Below are 25,620 nucleotides of genomic sequence, written 5' to 3' on the forward strand. Positions count from 1 at the left end.
CCGGCTGGCGTTTTGGCTCATTGCCGTGTCCCGACCGCTATTCCGTCTTTTGGGTGGTGCCGAAGATACGGTCGCCGGCATCGCCCAGGCCAGGCATGATGTAGCCGTGCTCGTTCAAGGCGTCGTCGATGGACGCGGTGTAGATGTGCACGTCGGGGTGCTTGGCCAGCACCGCGTCGATGCCGACCGGCGCCGCGACCAGCACCAGGGCGCGGATTTCCTTGCAACCGGCGCGCTTGAGCAGGTCGATCGCGGCGACCATGGAGCCGCCCGTGGCCAACATCGGATCGACGATCAGGGCCAGGCGCTGGTCCAGTTCGCCCACCAGGCGTTCCAGGTAGGTATGCGCTTCCAGCGTTTCTTCGTTGCGGGCCACGCCCACCACGCTGACCTTGGCGCCCGGAATCAAGCTGAGCACGCCGTCCAGCATGCCAATGCCGGCGCGCAGGATGGGCACCACGGTGACCTTCTTGCCGGCGATCTTCTCGACCTGCACCGAACCACACCAGCCCTCGACGGTGGCGGGCGCCAGCGGCAGGTCCTTGGACGCTTCGTAGGTGAGCAGCGCGCCCACTTCCTGCGACAGCTCACGGAAGCTCTTGGTGCTGAGGTCGGCGCGGCGCATGATCCCGAGCTTGTGGCGGATCAGCGGATGGCGGATTTCGTGCACGGGCATGTGCGTAACTCTCCAGAATATTGATAGACAGGGTTTTCGCCTCAGGCGGAACCATGACCGCGCGGCGCGCTTTGCGTCGCCCGTCGTCGAGCCACACCTGAGGATCGTAATCGGTTTGGAAGGGAATTGTTATTGATCGCCGGCAGGATCATCCGAAGAATTTTTCCGGCGCGGCGCGGGCATGCCTATTGTTCGGTAAGCCAGGCGATCAGGGCGTCGTCGAAGGCGCGCACGGCGCCCGCCTGTTCGTGGTTGACGATGCTGACCACCACGTAGCGCTTGCCGCTGGCGCCCAGCACATAGCCCGCGATGGAGCGCACGTCGCGCAGCGATCCCGTCTTCAGGTGGGCCATGCCCGCCGTGCCGTCGCCCTTCAGGCGGCGGCGCACCGTGCCATCCACGCCGGCGATGGCGAAGGAGGAGATGTACTCCGGCATGACGGGTGAGTTCCAGGCCACGGTCAGCATCGACGCCAGGCTGTCGGCCGACACCCGCGCATCGCGCGACAGGCCGGCGCCGTTGTCGATGACCAGTTCGGGCATGTCCAGGCCCTGCCTGGCCAGCAGTTCCTTGGCCACGACTTCGCTGCTGGAGACGGTGGCAGGCCGTCGGCCGCGCTCGGCGCCCAGGGTCAGCAGCAAGGTGCGCGCCATGACGTTGTTGCTGCGCTTGTTGATCTGGCGGATCGCCTCGGCCAGCGTGGGCGAATCATGCGAGGCCAGCACCACCGCGTCGGGCGGCACCATGCCGGAACGGACCTGGCCCTTGAAGGTGCCGCCCAGCTCCTTCCAGAGCATGCGGAACACCTCGGTGGCGTAGTCGGGCTGCGACAGCGCCAGGCGGTACAGGCTGAATTCGCCGCAGGAGCCGGCCACCTTGCCGTTCACGCGGATGGTCACGCCCTGCTGGGTGATCAACGGTTCGGTGGTCACCACCGGCGCGCCCGGGCAACGGGCGTCGCTCCATTCGACGCGGCCTTCGATCTTCAGGCCCGGCAGCGGCGGATCGATCAGCGGCACCCACTTGTTGGCGGCGGGGTCGGGCGTGAACAGCAGCCGCAGCGCGCCAAAGCCCACCATCAGCGCGTCCGGGCTGGCGTTATAGGCCCGGTCCGGAGCGCCGTCGAAGGCGCCGGGGTCGGTCGCGACCTGGCCGAAGATGCTGCGGTCGATGACCAGGTCATTGATCTGCTTGACGCCGCGCAGGCGCAATTCGCGCAGCAGCACCCACAGGTCCTGCAGCAGGAATTGCGGATCGCCCCCGGCCCGCAGGTACAGCGGGCCGCTCAGCACGCCGCGGGCGTCGGGCCGCGCGCCGGGCGCCGTCATGAATTCGGTGCGCCAGACGTAGTTGGGCCCCAGTTCGGACAGCGCGGCCCAGGTCGTGACCAGCTTCATCACCGAGGCCGGATTGCGCGACTCCTTGGCGTTCAGCGCCACCAGCCGCGGCCCGCCCACCTCCTGCACCACCAGGGACAGGGAGCTGTCGGGCAGCTTGCTGGCCTTCCAGGCATTCACCACGTTCGGCGGCAAGCCGGGAACCTGCGCCCCGGCCACTCCCGCCACCGCGGCCAGCAGCCCGCCGGCCAGCCATCGCTTCAGCCCGCCCCTACGCATATTCGCTTGTCCCGTCATGCCACGCCCACCCGGTTGCTCGTCCTGCAAAACCGAGAGCATACAAAACCTGGAAGGATTGCGGCGTGGGACACCATTTCCCCGTAGGGCCGTCCCAAGAGGAAAGCAGCCCCCTTTGGGAGGCCGCAAACACGCGCGGCGTGGGGGACTCCTCCTCCCGCCACGCCCAAAAGAGCGAAAAGCCCCCTACTTCTGCAGCCGCCACTTGCCGGAAGCCACGGTCGCCATCACCAGCGCCCGCTCATCCAGCCCGTTGTGGTCGGTGGGACTCATATTGACCACGCCGGTCGCGGTGGGCAGGTTCTTGACGTTCTCCAGCGCATCGCGCAGCGCCGCCCTGAACTCGGGCGTGCCGGGCTTGGCGGTCTTCAGCGCCACCGGGACGGCCTGCTGCAGCAGGAGGCCGACGTCCCAGGTATAGGCGGCGAACAGGGACACCGTGCCCGCGCCGTTGGCCGCCTCGTACTTCTTGGCGAAGGCCTGGGCGGTGGACTTGACGGGGTTGGTATCCGGCAGCAGGTCGGCCACCATCACCGGCCCCACCGGCACCCAGGCGCCCTCGCAGGCGTCGCCACAGACCCGCAGGAAGTCGTTGTTGGCCACGCCGTGGTTGAAATAGATCTTGCCCTTGTAGCCGCGCTCGCGCAGCGCCCGGGCCGGCATCGCGGCGGGCGTGCCCGAGGCGCCGACCACCACGGCATCAGGCGCCGCGCCCATCACCTTCAGCGTCTGGGCCACGGCGGAAGTATCCGTGGGCGCAAAGGCTTCCTTGCCCACCACCTCGATGCCGTGCTTTTTGGCCGCCTTCTCGATTTCCACCCAGAAGGTCTCGCCCAGCGCGTTGTTGAAACCGATGAAGGCCAGTTTCTTGACGCCATTGGCCGCCGCATGGCGCGCAATGCCCTCGGCCATCAGCGAATCGGAGTGCGGCGTCTTGAACACCCAGCGGCGCTTGTCGTCCACCGGCTCGATCAGCCGCGCCGACGAGGCCAGCGTGATCACGGGCGTGGTTCCGCTGGCCACGGTGTCCAGCATGGCCATGGTGTTGGGCGTGGTGGAAGATCCGACGATCAGGTCGACCTTGTTCTCCGAGATCAGCTTGTGGGAATTGCTGACCGCACGGGTGGTGTCGGAGGCGTCGTCCAGCACCACGTATTCAACCTTGACGCCCCCGATCTCGGTGGGCAGCAGGCTGATGGTGTTGCGTTCGGGGATGCCCAGCGAAGCCTGGGGACCGGTGGTGGACAGGGTGGCGCCGATTTTGACCTGGGCCAGCGCGGGCGTGGCGCCCGCTGCCAGCAGGGCGGCCAGCGCGGCAGCCATGAGGGTACGACGAGGGGTCATGCGGAGTCTCCTTGGATACGCGGATGTCTTATGCTTTGCGCCGATCCGCTACGGCGTGGAACTCTGTTTATACGGCGGGGAACCCGGCGGGCGGGTACCTCGGGGGGCCGCTGCGGGTTTGTCCGCACAGGCGCGCAGCGCGGTCCGGCTGCGTCATTGCTCGTCTCCACGTTGCCAGTGACTGACTAGCGTTGTATTTTTTAGTGATACACGTATTCTAATAAGAGACAAATTCATGTCAACAGATAGCAGCACGGGGATCCAATCAGCCGAAATCGCCCTGGACGTGCTGACCCGGCTGGCCGAACTGGGCGGCGCCCTGTCCGTGTCCGAGCTGGGCCGCAGCCTGGACATGCCGCGCGCCAAGGTCCACCGCTACCTGGTGTCGCTGGAGCGGCGCGGCTACGTGGAGCAGGATGCGGCCAGCGCCCGCTACCGGCTGGGCCCGCAGGCCCTGCACACCGGGCTGGCGGCGTTGGCCGAGGTGGATTTCGTGAAACTGGCGGCTGGCCGCCTGGATGGCCTGAGCGCCGCCATCGGCCAGACCGTATTCATTTCCGTCTGGGGCCAGCACGGCCCCACCATCGTGCAATGGCGCGACGCGCGGCTGCCGGTGACCGTCAACGTGCGGGTGGGTTCGGTGCTGCCGCTGCTCAACAGCGCCACCGGCCGGGTGTTCGCCGCCTGGCTGCCCGAATCCCTGGCCTTGCCACGGGCGCTGGCCGAGTGGGACACGCTGCGCGCCCATACCGCCGATGCGGCCCGGGTGCTGGACGCGACTGAACCGCCCGCCGATCCCGCTACCGCGCTACGCCAGCAATGGCAGGCGACCCGCCAGCGCGGCTATGCCAGCGTCAGCGGTCACCTGCTGCACGGCATCAATTCGGCCGCGGTGCCGGTGCTGGACGCGCAAGGCCATCTGGCCGGCGCCTTCACCAGCCTGGGGCTGCACGGCAGCTTCGACCTGTCGTCGGACGGCGAACCCGTGCGGGCGTTGAGCGCGGCCGCGGCGGATTGTTCGCGCCGGCTGGGATGGAGCCCGGCGCGCTGAACCGCGGGCGTGGCGGCCATCCGTCCCCCGGCCGGGCGCCCCTATCTCGCGGCCGCTTTACAATACAGGGTTGCCCCGGGCCTGCCCGGCTCGTTTTCGCCCTCTTTTTGCCGCCCTTGCCGGACGGATAGCCGCGTGACCCAGTCCCTCACCGTTGCCGATTTCAATTACGAACTGCCGCCCGAGCTCATCGCCCAGGCGCCCGCCGCCGAACGCACCGGCAGCCGCCTGCTGCACCTGGACGGCGCCGGCCAGCTGCATGACCGGCTGTTCGCCGACCTGGCCGCGCTGCTGCGTCCGCAAGACCTGCTGATCTTCAACGACACCCGCGTCATCAAGGCGCGGCTGAACGGCCACAAGATCACCGGCGGCAAGATCGAGGTGCTGGTCGAGCGCATCACCGAGCCCGACCGCGTGCTGGCCCACGTGCGCGCCAGCAAGTCGCCCGGACCGGGCATGGTGCTGCGCCTGGCCGACGCCTTCGACGCCACCGTGCTGGGCCGCGAAGGCGAACTCTTCGACATCCGCTTCCCTGGCCCGGTGCTGGATCTGCTGGACGCCCACGGCGCGACGCCGCTGCCGCCCTACATCACGCACGAAGCCGACAGCGGCGACGACGAGCGCTACCAGACGGTCTACGCCCGCGAGCCCGGCGCCGTGGCGGCCCCCACCGCCGGCCTGCATTTCGACCAGCCCACGCTGGACCGCCTGGCCGCGATGGGCGTCGAGCGCGCCTTCGTCACGCTGCACGTGGGCGCGGGCACCTTCCAGCCGGTGCGCGTGGACAATCTGGCCGACCACGTCATGCACGCCGAATGGTTCACCGTGCCGCAAGCCACGGTCGACGCGATCGCCGCCGCCCGCAGCCGCGGCGGCCGGGTCATCGCCGTCGGCACCACCAGCGTGCGCGCCCTGGAATCCGCCGCCGCCCAGACCGAAGGGCGCACCGCCCCCGGCCTGCCGCTGGCCGCCACCCAGGGCGACACCCGTCTCTTCATCACCCCCGGTTACCGCTACCGCGTCATCGACGCCCTGGTCACCAACTTCCACCTGCCCCAGTCGACCCTGCTGATGCTGGTGTCGGCGCTGGCCGGCGTAGAACCGATACGCCGCGCCTACGCCCACGCCGTCGCCGAGCGCTACCGCTTCTTCAGCTATGGCGACGCCATGTTTATCGAGTCCCCCGCCCCATGACCGGACTGAATTTCGAACTGCTCGCCACCGACGGCGGCGCCCGCCGCGGCCGCATCACGCTGAACCACGGCGTGGTCGAGACGCCCATCTTCATGCCAGTCGGCACCTATGGCAGCGTCAAGGCCATGATGCCGCACGAACTGAAGGAAATCGGCTCGCAGATCGTGCTGGGCAACACCTTCCACCTGTGGCTGCGCCCGGGCACGGAAATCATGGAAAAGCACGGCGGCCTGCATGGCTTCATGCAATGGGACAAGCCCATCCTGACGGATTCCGGCGGCTTCCAGGTATTCAGCCTGCAAGGCATGCGCAAGATCACCGAGGAAGGCGTGAAGTTCGCCTCGCCGATCGACGGCGCGCGCCTGTTCCTGACGCCGGAAGAATCCATGCGCATCCAGCGCTCGCTGAATTCCGACATCGTCATGGTGTTCGACGAATGCACGCCCTATGAAATCGACGGCCGGCCTGCCACCGTCGAGGAAGCCGCCCGCTCCATGCGCATGTCGCTGCGCTGGGCGCGCCGCTCGCGCGAGGAATTCGACCGCCTGCAAAATCCCAATGCCCTGTTCGGCATCGTCCAGGGCGGCATGTACGAAGCCCTGCGCGACGAGTCCCTGGCCGGGCTGCAGGAGATCGGCTTCCATGGCTACGCCATCGGCGGCCTGTCGGTCGGCGAGCCCAAGGAAGACATGATGCGCATCCTGGCGCACGTCACGCCCAAGCTGCCGGCCCAGGCGCCGCGCTACCTGATGGGCGTGGGCACGCCGGAAGACCTGGTCGAGGGCGTGAGCCGCGGCGTGGACATGTTCGACTGCGTCATGCCCACCCGAAACGCCCGCAACGGCTGGCTGTTCACGCGTTTCGGCGACGTCAAGATCCGCAACGCCAAGCACCGCGACGACACCCGCCCGCTGGATCCCAGCTGCGGCTGCCACACCTGCGCGAACTTCTCGCGGGCCTATCTGCACCACCTGCAGCGCGCCAACGAAATCACCGGCGCGCGCCTGAACACCCTGCACAACCTGCATTTCTATCTGACCATCATGAAGGAAATGCGCGAAGCCATCGCCGAAGGCCGCTTCGACGCCTGGCGCGCGCAGTTCGCGGCGGACCGGGCGCGGGGGGTGGATTAGAATTTCAGGACCTATATACAATAGTCGGCTTGCCCTATCCATGGCTCGCGCGGGGATGGGCGCATAAAAAACACTAGATACAAACACCCAAACAGACTAAACGCAGGAGAATTCAATGTCCGTTATCGATACCGCCAGCCTTGTCATGGCTCAGGCCGCCCCCGAGGGCAACGCGCTGATGGGCATGCTGCCCATCATCCTGATGTTCGTGATCCTCTATTTCCTGATGATCCGTCCCCAGATGAAGCGCCAGAAGGAACACCGCAATCTGATCGCCGCCCTGGCCAAGGGCGACGAAGTGGTTACCGCCGGCGGCATGCTCGGCAAGGTCACCAAGGTCAACGACAGCTACGTTACCGTCGAAGTCTCCGAACTGGCCGACAAGCCCGTCGAAGTGATCATGCAGAAGTCCTCGGTCTCGACCGTGCTGCCCAAGGGAACCATCAAGGCCCTGTAAGCGTCCCACAGGAGCCCCCATCGGGCTCTTGTGCTTGATGGCCCTGCCGCCGCCCGCCGCGCTCGCCGCCCGGGCGGCCCTTTCATCACTTTTACATGAAGTAGCCGGCAATGAACCGCTATCCCCTCTGGAAGTACATTACGGTCCTGGTCGCGGTCATCATCGGCCTGCTGTACACGCTTCCCAACTTCTACGGCGAGTCCCCGGCCGTCCAGGTTTCCAGCGCCAAGGCCACGATCAAGGTCGATCCCGCCATGCTGAACCGGGTCGATCAGATCCTGACCGACGCCAAGATCCCCAATGAAGGGGTCTACTACGAACAAAACGGCACGCTCGGCACCGTGCGCGCCCGCTTTACGTCGACCGACCTGCAACTGCAGGCGCGCGACCTCATCGACAGATCCCTCAACACCGTCGCCGGCGACCCCCACTACACGGTCGCGCTGAACCTGCTGCCCGCCTCGCCCGCCTGGATGCGCGCCCTGGGCTGGTTCGCGCCCAAGCCCATGTACCTGGGCCTGGACCTGCGCGGCGGCGTGCACTTCCTGCTGCAAGTGGACATGCAGGGCGCCCTGACCGCCCGCTATGACTCCCTGGCCGCCGACGTGCGCTCGGTGCTGCGCGACCAGAAGGTCAACGTGGCCGGCGTCGAACGCTCGGGTCTGGCAATCGCCGCCACCTTCGCTGACACGGACGACCGCGACCGCGCCATTTCCACCCTGCGCAGCCGCCTGCCCGACCTGGAATTCACCGAGCGCATGGAAAACGGCAAGCCGCTGCTGATGGCTGCGCTGAACCCGGCCGCCGTCACCCGCGTGCAGGATTCCGCGCTCAAGCAGAACATCAACACGCTGCACAACCGCATCAACGAACTGGGCGTGGCCGAACCGGTCATCCAGCAACAGGGCGCCGACCGTATCGTGGTCCAACTGCCCGGCGTGCAGGACGTGGCCAAGGCCAAGGAACTGCTGGGCCGCACCGCCACGCTGGAAATCCGCATGGTCGACGACACCCCCGCCGCGCAAGCCGCGCTGCTGGGCGGCAGCGTGCCGTTCGGTCTCGAACGCTACAACGACCGCGACGGCCGTCCCATTCTGGTCCGCCGCCAGGTCATCCTGACCGGCGAAAACCTGCAGGACGCCCAGCCCGGCCGCGACTCGCAGACCCAGCAGGCCGCCGTCCACCTGACGCTGGACTCCAAGGGCGCCCGCATCTTCCGCGACGTCACCCGCGACAACATCGGCAAGCGCATGGCCATCCTGCTGTTTGAAAACGGCAAGGGCGAAGTGGTCACGGCCCCGGTCATCCGCGGCGAAATCGCCGGCGGGCAGGTGCAGATCTCGGGCAGCATGAGCTCCGAGGAAGCCGCCGACACCGCGCTGCTGCTGCGCGCCGGCGCCCTGGCTGCGCCCATGTCCATCATCGAGGAACGCACCATCGGCCCGAGCCTGGGCGCGGACAACATCGCCAAGGGCTTCTACTCGACGCTGTACGGCTTCCTGGCCATCGCCGTCTTCATCATCCTGTACTACCACCTGTTTGGCGTGTTCTCGACCATCGGCCTGACCATGAACGTGCTGCTGCTGCTGGCGCTGCTGTCCATGCTGCAGGCCACGCTGACCCTGCCGGGCATCGCGGCCATCGCGCTGACGCTGGGCATGGCCATCGACTCGAACGTGCTGATCAACGAGCGGATACGCGAGGAACTGCGCGCGGGCGCCAGTCCGCAGCAGGCCATCCATCACGGCTTCGAACGCGCCTGGGGCACCATTCTCGACTCGAACCTCACCACGCTGATCGTGGGCCTGGCGCTGCTGGCCTTCGGTTCGGGCCCTATCCGCGGCTTCGCCGTGGTGCACGTCCTGGGCATCCTGACCTCGATGTTCTCGTCGGTGGTGGGTGTACGCGCGCTGGCCAACCTCTGGTATGGCCGCAAGAAGAAGCTCACGTCGATCTCCATCGGTGAAGTCTGGAAACCGAAGACCAACTGAACATGAGCGCGGGCGGCCCGGCCGCCCGCCACAGATAAAGCCTAAGGCGAAAAATGGAATTTTTCCGTATTCACCGCACCATCCCGTTCATGCGCCACGCGTTGGTGCTGAACATCATCAGCTTCGTCACTTTCCTGGCGGCTGTCTTCTTCATCCTTACGCGCGGCTTCCACCTGTCGATCGAATTCACCGGCGGCACGGTCATGGAAGTCAACTACGCCCAGACGGCGCAGCTTGAAAACGTGCGCGGCGTGGTCTCCAAGCTTGGCTACACCGACTTCCAGGTGCAGAACTTCGGCACCTCGCACGACGTCATGATCCGCCTGCCCCTGCAGGAAGGCCAGACCTCGGCCACCCAGAGCGAAACCGTCATGGCCGCGCTGAAGACCGCCGACTCCGGCGTCGAACTGCGCCGCGTCGAGTTCGTCGGCCCGCAGGTGGGCCAGGAACTGCTGCACAACGGGCTGATGGCCCTGCTGGTGGTGGTCATCGGCATCATGGTGTACCTGGGCTTCCGCTTCGAATGGAAGTTCGCCGTCGCCGGCGTGATCGCCAACCTGCACGACGTGGTGATCATCCTGGGCTTCTTCGCCTTCTTCCAGTGGGAATTCTCGCTGTCGGTGCTGGCGGGCGTGCTGGCGGTGCTGGGCTACTCCGTGAACGAATCCGTGGTCATCATGGACCGGATCCGCGAGAACTTCCGCAAGTACCGCAAGGCGGACGTGCACGAAGTCATCAACAGCGCCATCACCCAGACCATCTCGCGGACCATCATCACCCACGGTTCGACGCAGATGATGGTGCTGGCCATGCTGTTCTTCGGCGGCCCCACCCTGCACTACTTCGCCATGGCCCTGACCATCGGCATCTGGTTCGGCATCTACTCGTCGGTGTTCGTGGCCGCGGCCCTGGCCATGTGGCTGGGCGTCAAGCGCGAAGACCTGGTCAAGCCGGTCAAGAAGGAAGGCGAGGAAGGCGAAGCCGCCTGAGCGTTTCCCGCCATGAGAAAACCCGTCGCATCGCGGCGGGTTTTTTTTCACCATGGCTCCAGCGCCGAACTTCGCTAAGTACATCATCCATAGATGCAACTTCTCTCAAGTCCGATTGAGGGGGACTTCGTTTAGAGCTCCGCTACGTCACGCAGCCGGACACCGTTCAACTTCGCCGCAACCAGGGCATCAGACATCACCCGGTCGCAGATAGGAGGAGCACCCAAGCGCTCTTGGCGAAAGACGTGGGCATTTGCCACGGCGTCTGCTTTGAAGATCAGACTCCCTCCACCCAACACGCTGTACAGCTTTACGTCCTGGCCAGTCTGGTGGTCGTGGTCAAGCTTGATCTTCACCCGCGATAGGGCTTCGTCCAGAGCATTCAGCGTACGCAGCACATTGCAGAGGTAGTACCGCGGACCGGGGGAGCCGTCGGCAAGGGTGAAGTCGCATGGGACGAATGCGAATGCTTCGGGGTCTGCACGCAGGAAAACCTGTCTGAGTGCCTCGGAAACAACCCAGATGCCTGCCAGCACTTCAAAGTCGCGCGGCAGCCCCCCTTTCTCCGGCACGTGCACCAGATGTGGTCGTTCGGGGTACTGATCGGGTTCGCCAGTCGGTCGCTCGACAATATTCATGCTTGGGTGGATCAGTGCGTCTTCGTTCGCAAACTCCAGCCCCGAAACCTGACCATTACCTCTATCGCTTGGATCAATGAGAAAAAACCTGCCCTTGCAGGACTCGGTCTCAACTGAAACGGGAATGGCGGTCTGCTCGTTCATAGGTTTCTAAAATGAATACGGGGTGGAAAGGTTCCCGTGGGTGGGCTGATCGTAGCCGCAGGCTGGCGAGGGGCAAGGATGGCCCGAACTGAGACAGTTGAAGCGCTTCCAGCAACTTGAGACAGCTTGCCTGATCGTGGCGAATTGTGATCGTCCTTGTACGTGCTGCTTGTAGCAGTGGTACAGCATCTGGAGTGCTCCCCGCATTTTAGGACGGGAGCCCTTCGGCAAAAAGGGCGAACGCGGGCACTGTACAGCAGGCCGCCGTCGCGGTGTACGGGTACGGATCCCCGCAGATTCGCTACCATAGCCCCACCATGAAACTCGCTATCGATCACCTCGTCATCGCCGCCGCCGACCTGGACAGCGGCACGGAGTACGTCGCCGGGCTGCTCGGCATCGCGCCCGCGGGCGGCGGCGCCCATCCCCGCATGGGCACCCACAACCGCGTGCTCGGCATGGCCGGCGGCATCTACCTGGAAGTCATCGCCATCGATCCGCAAGCCCCGGCGCCCGCGCGGCCGCGCTGGTTCGGGCTGGACCAGGACGCAGTCCGCGCCCGCCTCGCCCAAGGCCCCTACCTGGCCCATTGGGCGGCGCGGGTCGAAGCCCCCCTGGACCTGACCCGCATGCAGGCCGAGCACCCCGGACGCATCCCTCCCGCCATCCCCATGGAGCGCGGCAGCCTGCGCTGGCGATTGACGGTGCCGGACGACGGCAGCCTGCCCGCCTGGCGCGAGGCCGGCCACGCGGCCGGCGACGGCCTGCTGCCCACGTTGATCCAATGGGACGTGGCGGACTATCCCGGCGTCAGCCTGCCGCGCCAGAACCTCACGCTCAAGCAGCTGTCCGGCAGCCATCCGCAAGCCGGGCTGCTGCGCCAGGGGCTGGCCTGGATGGGCGCCGACCACCTGATCCAGGTGGCGCAGGCCGATGGCCCGCCGCGCCTGAGCGCACAGATCGAAACAGCCGGCGGCCTGAAGATCCTGGCCTGAAGCCGCAGCGCATCAGAAAAAAACACAGAACATCCGGAGACCTATTCATGCCTTCCACCCGCAAGCGTTTCGACGAAGACCCCTACCTGGACCGCTGCGACGCAGTCGTGATCGCCGTCAGCCCCGAGGGCGTCGAACTGGACCAGACCGTTTGCTACGCGCGCAGCGGCGGCCAGGCGGGCGACAGCGGCACGCTGACGCTGGCCGACGGCCGCCGGCTCGCCCTGACCGACACCGTCTACGCCGACGACCGCCAGCGCATCCTGCATGTGCTGGAAGGCGATGCCGCCCCGCAAGTCGGCGACCGCGTATCGGTGGCCATCGACTGGCCGCGCCGCCACCGGCTCATGCGCCTGCACACCTGTCTGCATCTGCTGGGTTCGCTGGTGCCCGCGCCAGTGACGGGCTGCAATATCTCGCCGGACTCCGCCCGCATCGACTTCGACCTGCCCGAGTCCACGCTGGACAAGGCCGACCTGAGCGAACGGCTGAACGCGCTGATCAACGCCCGCACCGGCGTCAGCATCAACTGCATCACGCCCGAACAACTGGCGGCGGAACCCGACCTGGTGCGCACCATCGGCGCCGCGCCTCCCGCGGGCACCGCCAGCATACGCATCGTCGAAATCCCGGGCGTGGACCGCCAGCCCTGTGGCGGCACGCATGTGGCCAACACGGGCGAGATTGGCGCGGTGGCCGTCACCAAGATCGAAAAGAAGAGCCGCACCAACCGGCGCGTGGTCGTGAACTTCGCGTAAGACCGGGGCGGCCGCCATTCATGCCGGGCGCAGCGCGCGCCCGGGAGGCGGCAAGCCTATTTCTTCCACCAGCGCCACGGCGCGCGCAAGGGCCATTGATACCGGCTGCCCAGCACGCGGGGCGCCAGCACGTGTCCAACCAGCACCGCGATGCCCGCGGCCGTCATCACGTCGGACAGATAATGGTCCAGGTTGACCAGCCGGCTCATCGCCACCAGCGCGGCCAGCAACAGGAAGACCCAGCGCCAGCGCGGCGCCAGGATGCCCAGCACCACGGCCACGGCGAAAGCCGCATAGGTGTGGCTGGAGGGGAAGGAGTTGTACAGCTGGGCGCGGGAGAAGGACTCGCCCACCCCGTAAATACCTTTTTCGAAGAAGAGTTCAGGGCGCGCCCTCGCCACCGAACGCTTGAGCACCAGCACCACCAGCCCGCCCACTGCCATCGTCGACAGCATCAGCAGGCTGCCGCGCGCCATGCTGGCGTAGCTCATGCGCACTGGGTTGCGCCAGCCGCGCGCCAGGCCGACCAGGCCGATCACGTAGAAGGCCAGCGCCACGCCGATATAGGGGCCGCTTTCGCCGAGTTCGCCGATCCATTCGAAGGATTCGTTCACGCCCTCGGAGACCGACTGCTTGATCCACACGGCCAGCGGCAGGTCCACCCACAGCGCGCAGGCGCTGGCGGCCAGCGCCAGGGCGCAGCCCAGCAGCACCCAGGTCAGCGCGGAGAACGGATTGCGGAACTGATCGGGCCCGGGGCCCGCCACGGCGTCGGTCACGGGAGCGGCCGCCGAAGGCGTCAGGGGATTGGTGTTCATCGGTACCGCTACAGGGAAATGAGAAATGTTCCTGGAACCCGGAATCGGCCCAGCACGCTATCGTAACGGCCTGGACGCGCCAGACCAAGAAGCAAATTCGGGCAAGGGTTAAAATCCCGGGTTTCCTACCTTTCTGCCCCCGGGATCTACACCCGTCACGGCGACCATCATGCAAGAAACCACTCTCAAGCGCGCCGACGCCGCGCACGACGGCGCCAGCGCCGCCCTCCCCGCCGCCCAGGCCGGCTCCCCCCGCAAGCTGTACATTCGCACCTTCGGCTGCCAGATGAACGAGTACGACTCGGACAAGATGGCCGACGTGCTGCGCGGCGACCAGGGCCTGGAACTCACCGACAACCCGGAAGACGCCGACGTCATCCTGTTCAACACCTGTTCGGTGCGCGAGAAGGCGCAGGAAAAGGTCTTCTCGGACCTGGGCCGGGTGCAGCACCTGAAGAAAACCAATCCCAACCTGGTGATCGGCGTGGGCGGCTGCGTGGCCAGCCAGGAAGGCGAGGCCATCGTCAAGCGCGCGCCCTATGTCGACGTGGTGTTCGGCCCGCAGACGCTGCACCGCCTGCCGGACCTGATCAAGCGCCGCCGCGACGAAGGCCGTTCGCAGGTGGACATCAGCTTCCCCGAGATCGAAAAGTTCGACAACATGCCGCCGCCGCGCGTGGACGGCGCCACGGCGTTCGTCTCCATCATGGAAGGCTGTAGCAAGTATTGCAGCTTCTGCGTCGTGCCCTATACGCGCGGCGAGGAAGTCTCGCGCCCCTTCGAGGACGTGCTGGTGGAAGTCGCCGACCTGGCCGACCAGGGCGTGAAGGAAGTGACGCTGCTGGGCCAGAACGTCAACGCCTACCGCGGCCGCATGACGGACAGCGACGAGATCGCCGACTTCGCCATGCTGCTGGAGTACGTGCACGAAATCCCCGGCATCGAGCGTATCCGCTACACCACCTCGCACCCCAAGGAAATGACCCAGCGCATGGTGGATGCCTACGCCCGTCTGCCCAAGCTGGTGTCCTTCCTGCACCTGCCGGTACAGGCCGGCAGCGACCGCGTGCTGGCCGGCATGAAGCGCGGCTACACCACCCTGGAATTCAAGTCGGTAGTGCGCCGCCTGCGCGCCGCGCGCCCCGACCTGACCCTGTCCTCTGACTTCATCGTCGGCTTTCCCGGCGAAACCGAGGAAGACTTCGAAAAGACCATGAAGCTGATCGAGGACGTCGGCTTCGACACCTCGTTCTCGTTCGTGTATTCGCGCCGCCCGGGCACGCCCGCCGCCGACCTGCAAGACGACACGCCGCAGGAAGTGAAGCTGCGCCGCCTGCAACGCCTGCAGGCGCTGATCAACGAGCAGGCCGCCACGATCGCCCGCAACATGATCGGCACGCGCCAGCGCCTGCTGGTGGAAGGCCCCTCGCGCCGCGACCCGAACGAGCTGATGGGCCGCACCGAGAACAACCGCATCGTGAACTTCGCCGCGCCCGCGCGGCTCATCGGACAAATGGTCGACGTCATCATCACCGAAGCGCACACCAACTCGCTGCGCGCCCGGGTCGCCGACGTGGACCGTACCCCCCAAGAGGCCGAATGACCACTCCCCGCTCCCGCGCCCGTCGCAGCATGCCCGCCGTCGTCACCCTGGACGGCGACAACACCCATCTGGCCAACCTCTGCGGCCCGCTGGACGAGAACCTGCGGCAGCTGGCTGACGGCATGAACGTCAAGCTCTCGCGCCGCGGCAGCCGCGTCACCATCGAAGGCGAGCTGGCGGAACTGGCGGGCCGGGTGCTGCGCCGCTTCCATGAGCAGGCCGTGCACCGCGCCCTGTCCGTCGACGACATCCAACTGGGCCTGGTCGAGATCGGCGTCGGGCGCCAGGAAGAGAAACTCAAGGAAGAACAGGCCCGCGAGGCGGACCCGCTGCCCGCCCTGGACGACGAAAGCGACAGCATCGCCCTGCGCACCAAGCGCAGCGACCTGCGTCCGCGCACGCCGCGCCAGCGCGACTACCTGAACAACATCCTCAAGCACGACATCACCTTCGGCGTCGGCCCCGCCGGCACCGGCAAGACCTGGTTGGCCGTGGCCTGCGCCATCGACGCGATGGAGCGCGACACCGTGCAGCGCCTGGTGCTGACGCGCCCGGCGGTCGAGGCCGGCGAACGCCTGGGCTTCCTGCCCGGCGACCTGGCGCAAAAGGTCGATCCGTACCTGCGGCCTCTCTACGACGCGCTCTACGACCTGATGGGCTTCGAGAAGGTGCAGCGCCTGTTCGAAAAGCAGACCATCGAGATCGCGCCGCTGGCCTATATGCGCGGCCGCACGCTCAACCACGCCTTCGTCATCCTGGACGAAGCCCAGAACACCACGCCGGAACAGATGAAGATGTTCCTGACGCGGATCGGCTTCGGCAGCAAGGCCGTCATCACCGGCGACCCGTCCCAGGTGGACCTGCCGCGCGGCCAGGACAGCGGGCTGGCTCATGCGGTGAAGGTGCTGCACGAGGTCCAAGGCATCGCCACCACCCGATTCACCAGCCGAGACGTCGTGCGCCATCCCCTGGTCGCGCGCATCGTCGACGCCTACGACCGCGCCTCCGAAGATGAAGCCTGAACTGTCCCTGTCCGTGCAATATGGCGTCGAGGAAGCCCGCCTGCCTCGCTGGCGCCTGCGCCGCTGGGCCGAGCGGGCGCTGGCGGGCGCGGCCGACGACGGCCTGGTGACGTTCTCGGCCGCGGAGCTGAGTCTGCGGCTGGTCGGCGCGGCCGAGGGCCGGCGCCTGAACCGCGACTTCCGCGGCCGCGACTACGCCACCAATGTGCTGACCTTCGAGTACGGGGTGGATCCGCTGGGGGTTGCGCGCGGCGACATCGTCATGTGCGTGCCGGTGCTGGTGCGCGAGGCCCGCGAACAGCGCAAGGCGCTGCTGGACCACGCCGCCCACCTCACCATCCACGGCGTGCTGCACGCGCTGGGCTACGACCACATCAAGGCCCGCGACGCCAAGCGCATGGAAGCCCTGGAGACCGCCACACTGGCCGCCATGCGCATCGCCGATCCTTACGTCGCCGCCTGACCCTGCCCCTTCGGGTCAACCCTGAGAAATTGGCGGCAAATGGCGTGCAGCAAGGCGCAGATGGCGGCGGTTCCCCTCATTTTGGGGGCCGCCGTTACAAATTGCAGGCCAGTATCGGTTATGCTGGCCCCTCCATAACTTGTCCTCCCGGACGATGTCTGACCCTTACCCTGCTCCCGAAGCGACTTCTGCTCGCTCAGCCAAACCCGCCACCAAATCCCTTCTAGACCGCCTGCTTTCCCTCGTGCGCCGCCAGCCCGAGGACCGCGAAGGCATCAAGGCCGTGCTGGAAGCCGCGCACGAACGCCAGTTGCTAGACGCGGAATCCTACAAGATGATCAAGGGCGCGCTCGCCGTGTCCGAAGGCACTGTCGGCGACATCATGGTCCCGCGTTCGCGCATGGACCTGCTGGACGTCACGCAGCCCATCCCCTACCTGGTGGCCTCCGTCATCGAGACCGCGCATTCGCGCTTCCCCGTGTACGAGGGCGACCGCGACAACATCATCGGCATCCTGCTGGCCAAGGATCTGCTGCGCTGCATGCTGGAACCCGGCATCGAAGTGCGCACGCTGGTGCGGCCCGCCGTCTTCATCCCCGAATCCAAGCGCCTGAACGTGCTGCTGCACGAGTTCCGCGCCAGCCGCAACCACCAGGCCATCGTCATCGATGAGCATGGCGGCATTTCCGGCCTGGTCACGATGGAAGACGTGCTGGAACAGATCGTCGGCGACATCGAAGACGAATTCGACGAAACCGAGGAAGACTCCATCTTCCCCGAAGGCGAGAACCAGTGGCGCGTCCTGGCGGCCACCGATATCTCGCACTTCAACGAAGTGTTCGGCTGCCAACTGCCCGACGACGAGTACGACAGCGTCGGCGGCTGGATGGGCGGACAGCTGGGCCGCATCCCGCGCCGCGGCGACATTGCCGAGTTCGACGGCCTGCGCCTGGAAGTGGCCCGCGGCGACGCGCGCCGCGCCATCTGGCTGCGCGTCAAGCGCAACGCCGCGCCTCAAGCCTCACACTCTGCCGACGAATGACCCAGTCCCCGCGCAGCCGTAACCTGCGCGGCGCCGCCGGCCTGGTGCTGGCGGGCGCCGTGCACGCCCTGACTTTCTCGCCCGGGCCCTTGCCGGATTGGGCGTTGGCGGTCACCCAGGTCCTGATGCTGGCCATCGCCGCGCGCGTCACCTTGTATGCGCCTTCCGCGAAACAGGCCTGGCTGCGCGGCTGGCTGTTCGGCTTCTCCAGCTATGCGCTGGGCTTGTACTGGATCTTCATCAGCCTGCACCGCTACGGCGATCTGGCCGCGCCGCTGGCCGTGGCCGCGGTGCTGGCGCTGTCGGCCTTCCTGGCCCTGTTCCCGGCCACCGCCAGCGCGCTGGCGCGCCGCTACGCGCCGCTGTTACCGGACTCCCCGCCTGCCCGCATCCTGTCAGGCACGCTGGCCTGGGCCGCGATGTGGGCCGCGTTCGAATGGCTGCGCGCCGTGCTGCTGACGGGCTTTCCCTGGCTCAACATCGGCTATGCGCAGGTCGACAGTCCCATCGCGGGCTGGGCGCCGCTGCTTGGCGTGCATGGCATGGCCTTCCTGGCCGCCTTCGTCGCCGCTGCCCTGGCTAGCCTGTGGCAGCCCTCGCGCCGGGCCGGCGCCGGCTCGCGCCACGCCCTCGCAGCCGGCATCGCGCTGGCCCTGGCCGCTGCCGGCTGGCCGCTGTCCCGCATCGACTGGTCCACGCCGTCCGGCGATCCGCTGAACGTGCGACTGGTCCAGGGCAACATCGGACAATCCCAGAAATTCGACCCCGCCCTGCTCGACCAGAGCCTGACGCGCCACCTGGACCTGGCGGCGATGCCGCCGGCGCCGGGCGTGCCCGCGCCGCAACTGATCATCCTGCCGGAAACCGTGCTGCCGATCTTCCAGGACCAGCTCGATCCGCGCGCCTGGGCAGTCTGGCGCGACCTGGCGGCGCAGCGCAATACGACCATCGCCATGGGCGTGCCGCTGCACGACCGCGTCAATGGCCGCGACCGCTACACCAACAGTGTCATGGGCTTTGACGGCAATACGCCAGTCGAGCAGCTCGTGGCCGGCAACACCGCCATGCGCTACGACAAGCGCCATCTGGTGCCCTGGGGCGAGTACGTGCCGCCCGGCTTCCACTGGTTCGTGGACATGCTGAACATTCCGCTGGGCGACTTCGACCGCGGCGCGGTGCGCCAGACGCCCTTCGCCGTCGGCGGCCAGCACGTCGCGTTCAACATCTGCTACGAAGATCTGTTCGGACCGGACCTGCTGCCCGCGCTGCAGCCCGGCCCCAATGGCGAACCGGGCGCGACGATACTGGTGAACGTCAGCAACCTGGGCTGGTTCGGCGATTCCTGGGCCTTGCGCCAGCATCTGCAGATCGGCCGCTTGCGCACCAGGGAAACGGCGCGTCCCATGCTGACCGCCACCAACACCGGCATTACCGCCGCCATCGACGCCAAGGGCCACGTGGCGGCTCAGCTCGCGCCGCTGCAAGCCGGCGTGCTGCCGGTGGCCGTGCAAGGCATGACGGGGCTGACGCCCTATGCGCGCTTTGGCGACAAGACCGCGCTGGCCTTGATCGGCCTGGCGCTGATTGCCGCGTTCGGCAGCGGCCGCAAGACGCGCCGCGGCTGAAGCCGCCTCAGGCGAACAGATTGGCCGGCAGCGCGCCGCTCTCCCCGGGCGGGCGCAGCGGCCCTGCCCCGGCGCCCGTGCGCTCGATCGCGTCCGCGATGGCGTCCAGGTCCTCGGCGTCCAGTTCCAGCGACGCCGCGCCCAGCAGTCCATCCACCTGAGCCGCGCTACGGGCGCCGACGATGGCGCCCGTCACGCCCGGCCAAGCCAAGGTCCAGCCTGCGGCCACGGCCGCGACCGTCGTACCGTGACGCTCGGCGATAGGCTTGAACGCATCGGCCAGCGCCAGGTTGCGCTCGATGCCGGGCGAGGTGAATTCCGCGTTGCGCGCGCGCCAGTCATCCGGCGGCAAGGCGCGGGCGCGCGCCACGCTGAAGCCACCGGTCAACAGGCCTGACTGCATCGGGCTGTAGACGATCACGCCCGTGCCGTTCCTCTCGCACCACGGAATCAGGTCCGCGCCCGCCGCCCGCTGGATGGCCGAGAACGGTGGTTGCAGCGTATCCACATGGCCCAGGGTTTCGGCCTGCTGCAATTGCGCAAGATTGTGGTTCGACAGGCCCACCGCCCTGACCTTGCCTTCCTGTTTCAGGTCCAGCAGTTCCTGCCAGTACACCTCCAGGGGCGTGCCGTCGCCCGCCGGCCAGTGCATCTGGTAGAGATCGATGCGCTCCACGCCCAGCCGGCGCAATGAATCCTCGATTTCGCACCGGATGCTGGCCGGCGCGCCGGTACGCCGCGGCATCGCCTGCGGCTGCTCCACCGACCAAGTCAGGCCGCATTTGGTAAAGACATAGGGCCGCGCGTCCGGCGTCATCTGCGCCAGCGCGCGGCGCACGATCTCCTCGGAATGTCCCAGCCCGTACACCGCCGCGGTGTCGATCCAGTTGATGCCGCGCTCGACCGCGCGGCGGATCGCGGCCACCGAATCGGCGTCGTCCTGCGGTCCCCAGCCCACCGCCCAGCCGTTGCCGCCGATGGCCCACGCGCCCAGCCCGATGCGGGTGATGTCCATGCCGCTCTGCCCCAGCGGCCGCGTGGGAAACGAAGTCTTGTTGCTCATGGCGATGTCCGTGTGCGCCGATCCGGTGTGGAAAACTTTCCAGATCGGCGAAAAAATTTTCCGCTCACGATAGCATTCTCACAAGCCTTTGATTTACTTGAATTCTGCATCAATCACCCCGCCCAAGCCTGCGCAAAGAAAGAGCAAAAATGAGCGAAAAAGCCCTTCCAGCCCCCATTTTTTCGCGACTTTTTGGCTTTTTGCCGCGAAGCGACTTGCACACCCTATTTAGTTCGTGCATAATCTCGTTTCTTCGCCAACGGCACTAAACAAAACCGGCAACGAACTACGAAAAAGCACTCGGTAAAACGCGTGTTCACCTTCGTAAAACGTTGAACGGGCTGATTAGAAAGACGGGGGTATAGCTCAGCTGGGAGAGCGCTTGCATGGCATGCAAGAGGTCAGCGGTTCGATCCCGCTTACCTCCACCAGTCAACGGCGAAGGATGCAGTACCAGTTTGCAAGTCCAAGTCCCCTTCGTCTAGAGGCCTAGGACATCACCCTTTCACGGTGAGTACAGGGGTTCGAATCCCCTAGGGGACGCCAGTCTTTCTGGCAGCAGTATGTAGTGATGCAGTTGAAGTGACTATGTTTTGAGTACGCCGCTGCGGAGCGGTAGTTCAGTTGGTTAGAATACCGGCCTGTCACGCCGGGGGTCGCGGGTTCGAGCCCCGTCCGCTCCGCCAAAAGCTCTCGCTCAGAGTCTTTCAAGAGCTCCGTTTTCGGGGCTTTTTTGCTTTATATAGTGTGAGACCTTGTTGTCTGAAGTTTGGGGCATCGAGGATCCTGGGGGGTATAGCTCAGCTGGGAGAGCGCTTGCATGGCATGCAAGAGGTCAGCGGTTCGATCCCGCTTACCTCCACCAGTAAGCAGTACGGTAGTAAAGTAGTTCTGTTTCGTTCAGGTCCCCTTCGTCTAGAGGCCTAGGACATCACCCTTTCACGGTGAGTACAGGGGTTCGAATCCCCTAGGGGACGCCAGTCTTTCTGGCATGTAGTACCAAGCTGCCTTGACACCGCAGTGCATTGAAGAAGTCAGAGTAAACCGCTGCGGAGCGGTAGTTCAGTTGGTTAGAATACCGGCCTGTCACGCCGGGGGTCGCGGGTTCGAGCCCCGTCCGCTCCGCCAAGCACATCACGCAGTTCGCAAGCGCCTCAGCCTTGCCAGCCATCAAAAGCTCCGGTTTCCGGAGCTTTTTGCATTTCTGCCCGCATCATCAAGCGGCAGCCATCTTCCCCGCCATTCCCCCCTACCCTCAGTCTCGTCCATTTCGCCATCTGGACAGCCTTTCAGTGCGCCTTCATTCTCTTTGCGTCGTGCCCTGCGAAAAGAAGAGGACTACGTGACCGCGAACACCGCCGCTCCCCATCCGCACCGCCAGCATCTGCAACGCATCATCGCGGGCCTGAACGAAGGCATCATCCTGCTCGAGGCGGACGGCGCCATCGCCTGGGCCAATGCCAGCGCGCTCACGCTGCATGGCGCCTCCACGCTGGATGAACTGGGCGGCACGCCAGCCGGCTATCGCAAGCGCTACACCCTCAGCTACCGCAACCATCAACGCGTGCCGGCGCGCCAGTATCCGCTGGATCTCCTGGCCGCAGCCGAAGCATTCGACGAACTGCTGCTGGACCTGGCACGCAAGGACGACGAGGAATTCCGACGCAACGTACGCGCCAGCGGCCTGCACCTGGACGGCGGCGACGGGGCCGATTACCGCGTCCTGATCCTGCATGACCAGACCGGGCAGATCAACGCCGAAGAACGCTTCGAACGCGCCTTCGGCGCCAATCCCGCGCCCGCCCTGATCTGCCGCCTGTCGGACCTGCGCTACGTGAAGGTGAACCAGGGCTTCCTGGAAATGACCGGCTACGCGCGCGATGCCATACTGGGCAAGTCGGCCTACGAACTGGACGTGCTGGACGGCGACGGCGACAAGGACAACGCGGTCGCCAGGCTCAACGAAGGGCAGACCATCGCGCAGCGCGAAGGCGCGCTGAAACTCGCGGATGGAAGCGTGAAGTTCGTCATCGTCGCGGGCCAGCCCATCGACATGCAGGGCGAGCCATGCATGCTGTTCACCTTCATCGACCAGGAAGGCCGCAAGCGCACCGAACTGGCCTTGCGCGAAAGCGAGGAGCGCTTCTCGAAGGCGTTCCGCCTGGCGCCCGTACCCATGGCCGTATGCGAAGCCGAGACGCTGCTCGCGCTGGACCTGAATGACGCCTTCGCCGCAGCTACCGGCGCGTCGCCGCAGGACGGCATCGGCCAAGCGCTGACCGGACTGGGCCTGCAGCTCCCTGAAGATCTGGAGGCCAGCCTCCGGCGCGGCGAAGGCCTCCGCAACCGCGATGTGGCGTTGGCGGCCAGGGACGGCAGCCCGCTGGATTGCCTGCTGTCGGCCGAACCCGTGACCATAGGCGGCCAGCCACGCGTGCTGCTGGCGATCCAGGACATCACGGAACGCAAACGCTCCGAGATGGAATTGCTGACGGCGATCGAAGCCGTCATGCAGGACACGTCCTGGTTCAGCCGCAGCGTCATCGAAAAGCTCGCGCAACTGCGCGAACCCGCGCCCGCCACGCGCGACGTGGCCGAGTTGGCGCAACTCACCTCGCGCGAACGCGAGGTGCTGGGCCTGATGTGCCAGGGCCATGACGACGACGGCATCGCCCGGCAACTGAAGCTGTCGCGCAATACGGTGCGCAACCACGTGGCCACCATCTACAGCAAGATCGGCGTGCACCGCCGCAGCGCAGCCATCGTGTGGGCGCGGGACCGCGGCATCACCGGACACGAGCGCACGCGGGCGCGCGACAAGCGCGGGCAAGGCTGAAGCGTCGTAAATTTACAATTAGATGCAAAATAATGGGCGTTCAGGTGTCCCCGAAGATGTGGCCCACTTAGACCCCGGCGCCTGCCAAAATCTTCCATTTTCAGCAAAAATAACTACAACAGGCGGCCAATTTCCGCCAGACCGACTGCATTGCGCAAACCCTGCGCAGCTTCTTACGATCCGCCGATCCCGCCCTTGCCTGCCAAGTGCCGCGATCCCGCAAGACCGAAAGGAGCCATCCATGCAGACCGCCTACATTCCCGTCCCGACCATCGCCAAGCCGGCCGCCGCTCCCGCCTGGAGCGCCGCCGACATCATGGCGCTCTACGAACTGCCGTTCATGGATCTGGTGTTCCGGGCCCAGCAGACGCACCGCGCCCATTTCGATCCGAACGCCATCCAGCTGTCCAGCCTGCTGTCGATCAAGACCGGCGGCTGTCCCGAGGACTGCGCCTATTGCCCGCAGTCCTCGCACTACGACACCGGCCTGGACGCCGACAAGCTGATGCCGCTGGCGGACGTGGTGGCCGCGGCCCGCAAGGCCCAGGACGGCGGCGCGCAACGCTTCTGCATGGGCGCCGCGTGGCGCAGCCCCAAGCCGCACCACCTGGAGGCCGTTGCCGAGATGGTCAGCGCGGTGAAGGCCCTGGGACTGGAGACCTGTGTCACCCTGGGCATGTTGCGCGAGGGCCAGGCCGAACAGCTCAAGAACGCCGGCCTGGACTACTACAACCACAACCTGGACACCTCGCCCGAGTTCTACGGCAAGATCATTTCTACCCGCACCTACCAGGACCGGCTGGACACGCTGGACCGGGTGCGCGATGCCGGCATCAGCGTGTGCTGCGGCGGCATCGTGGGCCTGGGCGAATCGCGCCGCGAACGCGCCGGCCTGATCGCCCAGCTGGCCAGCATGGAGCCCTATCCCGAATCCGTGCCGATCAATAATCTGGTGCAGGTGGAAGGCACGCCGCTGGCCGGCGTGGAAGCCCTGGATCCGTTCGAATTCGTGCGCACCATCGCCGTGGCCCGCATCGCCATGCCGCGCGCGGCGGTGCGCCTGTCCGCCGGCCGCGAAGCCATGGACGACGCGTTGCAGGCCCTGTGCTTCATGGCGGGCGCCAACTCCATGTTCTATGGCGACGCCCTGCTGACCACCGCCAATCCGCAGATGGAAGCCGACCAGCGCCTGCTGCAGCGCCTGGGCATGCGCATCGACGCCGCCCAGCACCAGCACCACGACGCCACGGCATGCCGCTGACCCCGGGCCTGCTTTACCTGCTGGCCAGCGTCGCCTGCAGCGTGACCGTGGCCGTGCTGCTGAAGCTGGCGCGGCGCTACCAGGTGGACGTGCGCCAGGCCATCGCCATGAACTACGCGGTCGCCGCCCTGCTCTGCTGGGCGGTGCTGCGCCCGGACCCGGGCGCGCTGCTGGCGCCGCAAACGCCCTGGCTGGTGCTGGCCGCGCTGGGCGTGCTGCTGCCCAGCGTGTTCCTGGCGATGGCGGCGGCCGTGCGCCATGCCGGCATCGTGCGCAGCGACGCGGCGCAGCGCCTGTCCTTGTTCATCCCGTTGCTGGCGGCCTTCCTGCTGTTCGGCGAATCGGTCAGCGGCCGCAAGCTGGCCGCGATCTTGCTGGCGGCCAGCGCCTTGTACTGCCTGCTGCGCCGCCCCGCCCGCGCACAAGTGCCTGGCGAAGACCCCGCCGCGAGCAGCCGCGCCCTGTGGTTGTGGCCGCTGGTCGTGTGGGTAGGCTATGGCGTGATCGACATTCTGTTCAAGCAGATGGCGCGCGCAGGCACCGCCTTCGCGGGCGGGCTGCTGCTGGCCTTCGTCATCGCCGGCCTGCTGATGCTCGCCTATCTTTTGGGAAGTCGGGTGCGCTGGCAGCTGCGCCACCTGGCGGCTGGCGCAGCGCTGGGCTTGGCGAACTTCGGCAACATCCTGACCTACATCCGCGCGCACCAGTCGCTGCCCGAGCATCCCGCGCTGGTGTTTGCATCGATGAACATGGGGGTGATCACCCTGGGCACGCTGGTCGGCGCGCTGGTCTTCCGCGAACCCCTGACCCGGTTGAACCTGCTGGGCATCGCGCTGGCGCTGGCCGCCATCGTGCTGATGGCGCCCTGGTAAGGGCGCCATCC

Annotated in this window: 22 protein-coding genes and 6 tRNA genes; 22 read left to right on the forward strand and 6 right to left on the reverse strand. The window is 66.5% G+C overall.

All coding sequences use genetic code 11. The annotated features are described in order from the left end of the window. Positions 1-37: 37 nt before the first annotated feature. The 3 genes from upp to IPU70_RS05505 form a co-directional block, all read right to left on the reverse strand. On the reverse strand, positions 38-676 hold the full coding sequence (upp, locus tag IPU70_RS05495) for a uracil phosphoribosyltransferase (RefSeq protein ID WP_207465586.1): 639 nt from the start codon (positions 674-676) through the stop codon (positions 38-40). Positions 677-861: 185 nt separating this feature from the next. Next, positions 862-2,310, reverse strand: a complete 1,449-nt coding sequence (gene dacB, locus IPU70_RS05500; RefSeq protein WP_371818868.1) for a D-alanyl-D-alanine carboxypeptidase/D-alanyl-D-alanine-endopeptidase — start codon at positions 2,308-2,310, stop codon at positions 862-864. Positions 2,311-2,496: 186 nt separating this feature from the next. After that, positions 2,497-3,654 carry an ABC transporter substrate-binding protein gene (locus tag IPU70_RS05505; RefSeq protein ID WP_207465590.1) on the reverse strand — a complete coding sequence of 386 codons (1,158 nt, stop codon included), beginning with the start codon at positions 3,652-3,654 and terminating at the stop codon, positions 2,497-2,499. A 235-nt stretch (positions 3,655-3,889) separates the two neighbouring features. On the opposite strand from IPU70_RS05505, the gene IPU70_RS05510 reads away from it, so the two are divergent. The 6 genes from IPU70_RS05510 to secF all read left to right on the forward strand — a co-directional run bounded on the left by IPU70_RS05510 (position 3,890) and on the right by secF (position 10,469). Further along, positions 3,890-4,705 carry an IclR family transcriptional regulator gene (locus tag IPU70_RS05510; RefSeq protein ID WP_207465592.1) on the forward strand — a complete coding sequence of 272 codons (816 nt, stop codon included), beginning with the start codon at positions 3,890-3,892 and terminating at the stop codon, positions 4,703-4,705. Positions 4,706-4,840: 135 nt separating this feature from the next. Beyond that, positions 4,841-5,899 carry a tRNA preQ1(34) S-adenosylmethionine ribosyltransferase-isomerase QueA gene (gene queA, locus IPU70_RS05515; protein ID WP_207465594.1) on the forward strand — a complete coding sequence of 353 codons (1,059 nt, stop codon included), beginning with the start codon at positions 4,841-4,843 and terminating at the stop codon, positions 5,897-5,899. Further along, positions 5,896-7,032: a tRNA guanosine(34) transglycosylase Tgt gene (gene tgt, locus IPU70_RS05520; RefSeq protein ID WP_207465597.1), complete on the forward strand. Its 1,137-nt coding sequence runs from the start codon at positions 5,896-5,898 to the stop codon at positions 7,030-7,032. The genes queA and tgt overlap by 4 nt, the downstream gene beginning before the upstream one ends. A gap of 115 nt (positions 7,033-7,147) precedes the next feature. Beyond that, positions 7,148-7,489 (forward strand): preprotein translocase subunit YajC, encoded by a 342-nt coding sequence (gene yajC / locus IPU70_RS05525; RefSeq protein ID WP_207465598.1) that lies wholly within the window; start codon positions 7,148-7,150, stop codon positions 7,487-7,489. A 110-nt stretch (positions 7,490-7,599) separates the two neighbouring features. Then, positions 7,600-9,480: a protein translocase subunit SecD gene (secD, locus tag IPU70_RS05530; RefSeq protein ID WP_207465600.1), complete on the forward strand. Its 1,881-nt coding sequence runs from the start codon at positions 7,600-7,602 to the stop codon at positions 9,478-9,480. A gap of 53 nt (positions 9,481-9,533) precedes the next feature. Continuing rightward, positions 9,534-10,469, forward strand: coding sequence for a protein translocase subunit SecF (gene secF, locus IPU70_RS05535; RefSeq protein WP_207465602.1), 936 nt, complete (start codon positions 9,534-9,536; stop codon positions 10,467-10,469). Between the two features lie 131 nt (positions 10,470-10,600). Here secF and IPU70_RS05540 read toward each other — a convergent pair whose 3' ends face one another. Further along, on the reverse strand, positions 10,601-11,251 hold the full coding sequence (locus IPU70_RS05540) for an imm11 family protein (protein WP_207465605.1): 651 nt from the start codon (positions 11,249-11,251) through the stop codon (positions 10,601-10,603). A gap of 317 nt (positions 11,252-11,568) precedes the next feature. Here IPU70_RS05540 and IPU70_RS05545 point away from each other — a divergent pair, with 317 nt between their 5' ends. Together IPU70_RS05545 and IPU70_RS05550 are read left to right on the forward strand one after the other, a co-directional pair. After that, positions 11,569-12,246, forward strand: coding sequence for a VOC family protein (locus IPU70_RS05545; protein WP_207465606.1), 678 nt, complete (start codon positions 11,569-11,571; stop codon positions 12,244-12,246). A 47-nt stretch (positions 12,247-12,293) separates the two neighbouring features. Continuing rightward, the gene (locus IPU70_RS05550; RefSeq protein ID WP_207465608.1) at positions 12,294-13,004 is read left to right on the forward strand and encodes an alanyl-tRNA editing protein; all 711 of its coding nucleotides are present in this window, start codon (positions 12,294-12,296) and stop codon (positions 13,002-13,004) included. A gap of 56 nt (positions 13,005-13,060) precedes the next feature. Here IPU70_RS05550 and IPU70_RS05555 read toward each other — a convergent pair whose 3' ends face one another. Then, positions 13,061-13,822 (reverse strand): phosphatase PAP2 family protein, encoded by a 762-nt coding sequence (locus IPU70_RS05555; protein ID WP_207465609.1) that lies wholly within the window; start codon positions 13,820-13,822, stop codon positions 13,061-13,063. A gap of 169 nt (positions 13,823-13,991) precedes the next feature. Between IPU70_RS05555 and miaB the strand changes: the two genes are divergently transcribed. From miaB to lnt, 5 genes are all read left to right on the forward strand, one after another. Further along, entirely contained in the window at positions 13,992-15,425 is a 1,434-nt protein-coding gene (gene miaB / locus IPU70_RS05560) for a tRNA (N6-isopentenyl adenosine(37)-C2)-methylthiotransferase MiaB (RefSeq protein WP_207465611.1), read from the forward strand. After that, positions 15,422-16,447: a PhoH family protein gene (locus IPU70_RS05565; protein ID WP_207465612.1), complete on the forward strand. Its 1,026-nt coding sequence runs from the start codon at positions 15,422-15,424 to the stop codon at positions 16,445-16,447. The genes miaB and IPU70_RS05565 overlap by 4 nt, the downstream gene beginning before the upstream one ends. Next, positions 16,437-16,910 (forward strand): rRNA maturation RNase YbeY, encoded by a 474-nt coding sequence (gene ybeY / locus IPU70_RS05570; protein ID WP_207465614.1) that lies wholly within the window; start codon positions 16,437-16,439, stop codon positions 16,908-16,910. Before IPU70_RS05565 ends, ybeY begins: the two co-directional genes overlap by 11 nt. Positions 16,911-17,064: 154 nt before the next feature. Next, entirely contained in the window at positions 17,065-17,952 is an 888-nt protein-coding gene (locus tag IPU70_RS05575) for an HlyC/CorC family transporter (RefSeq protein WP_207465624.1), read from the forward strand. After that, on the forward strand, positions 17,949-19,577 hold the full coding sequence (gene lnt, locus IPU70_RS05580; RefSeq protein WP_207465626.1) for an apolipoprotein N-acyltransferase: 1,629 nt from the start codon (positions 17,949-17,951) through the stop codon (positions 19,575-19,577). Before IPU70_RS05575 ends, lnt begins: the two co-directional genes overlap by 4 nt. Positions 19,578-19,584: 7 nt before the next feature. Here lnt and IPU70_RS05585 read toward each other — a convergent pair whose 3' ends face one another. Beyond that, positions 19,585-20,640, reverse strand: a complete 1,056-nt coding sequence (locus tag IPU70_RS05585) for an aldo/keto reductase (RefSeq protein ID WP_207465628.1) — start codon at positions 20,638-20,640, stop codon at positions 19,585-19,587. Positions 20,641-20,995: 355 nt separating this feature from the next. On the opposite strand from IPU70_RS05585, the gene IPU70_RS05590 reads away from it, so the two are divergent. The 9 genes from IPU70_RS05590 (at position 20,996) to IPU70_RS05630 (ending at position 25,609) form a co-directional block, all read left to right on the forward strand. Continuing rightward, a tRNA-Ala gene (locus IPU70_RS05590) sits at positions 20,996-21,071 on the forward strand. A 39-nt stretch (positions 21,072-21,110) separates the two neighbouring features. Further along, positions 21,111-21,186, forward strand: a tRNA-Glu gene (locus IPU70_RS05595). Between the two features lie 63 nt (positions 21,187-21,249). Further along, a tRNA-Asp gene (locus IPU70_RS05600) sits at positions 21,250-21,326 on the forward strand. A 103-nt stretch (positions 21,327-21,429) separates the two neighbouring features. Beyond that, positions 21,430-21,505 (forward strand) — tRNA-Ala (locus IPU70_RS05605). A gap of 39 nt (positions 21,506-21,544) precedes the next feature. Continuing rightward, a tRNA-Glu gene (locus tag IPU70_RS05610) sits at positions 21,545-21,620 on the forward strand. Between the two features lie 71 nt (positions 21,621-21,691). After that, a tRNA-Asp gene (locus IPU70_RS05615) sits at positions 21,692-21,768 on the forward strand. 214 nt (positions 21,769-21,982) lie between these two features. Then, positions 21,983-23,476 carry a PAS domain S-box protein gene (locus tag IPU70_RS05620; RefSeq protein WP_207465630.1) on the forward strand — a complete coding sequence of 498 codons (1,494 nt, stop codon included), beginning with the start codon at positions 21,983-21,985 and terminating at the stop codon, positions 23,474-23,476. 241 nt (positions 23,477-23,717) lie between these two features. Then, positions 23,718-24,737 (forward strand): biotin synthase BioB, encoded by a 1,020-nt coding sequence (bioB, locus tag IPU70_RS05625; RefSeq protein ID WP_207465631.1) that lies wholly within the window; start codon positions 23,718-23,720, stop codon positions 24,735-24,737. Next, positions 24,734-25,609 carry an EamA family transporter gene (locus IPU70_RS05630; protein ID WP_207465994.1) on the forward strand — a complete coding sequence of 292 codons (876 nt, stop codon included), beginning with the start codon at positions 24,734-24,736 and terminating at the stop codon, positions 25,607-25,609. The genes bioB and IPU70_RS05630 overlap by 4 nt, the downstream gene beginning before the upstream one ends. The last annotated feature ends 11 nt before the right edge of the window (positions 25,610-25,620 follow it).

Origin of the sequence: Achromobacter sp. SD115 (genome assembly GCF_017355315.1) — a bacterium.
Classification (GTDB): domain Bacteria; phylum Pseudomonadota; class Gammaproteobacteria; order Burkholderiales; family Burkholderiaceae_B; genus Achromobacter; species Achromobacter xylosoxidans_B.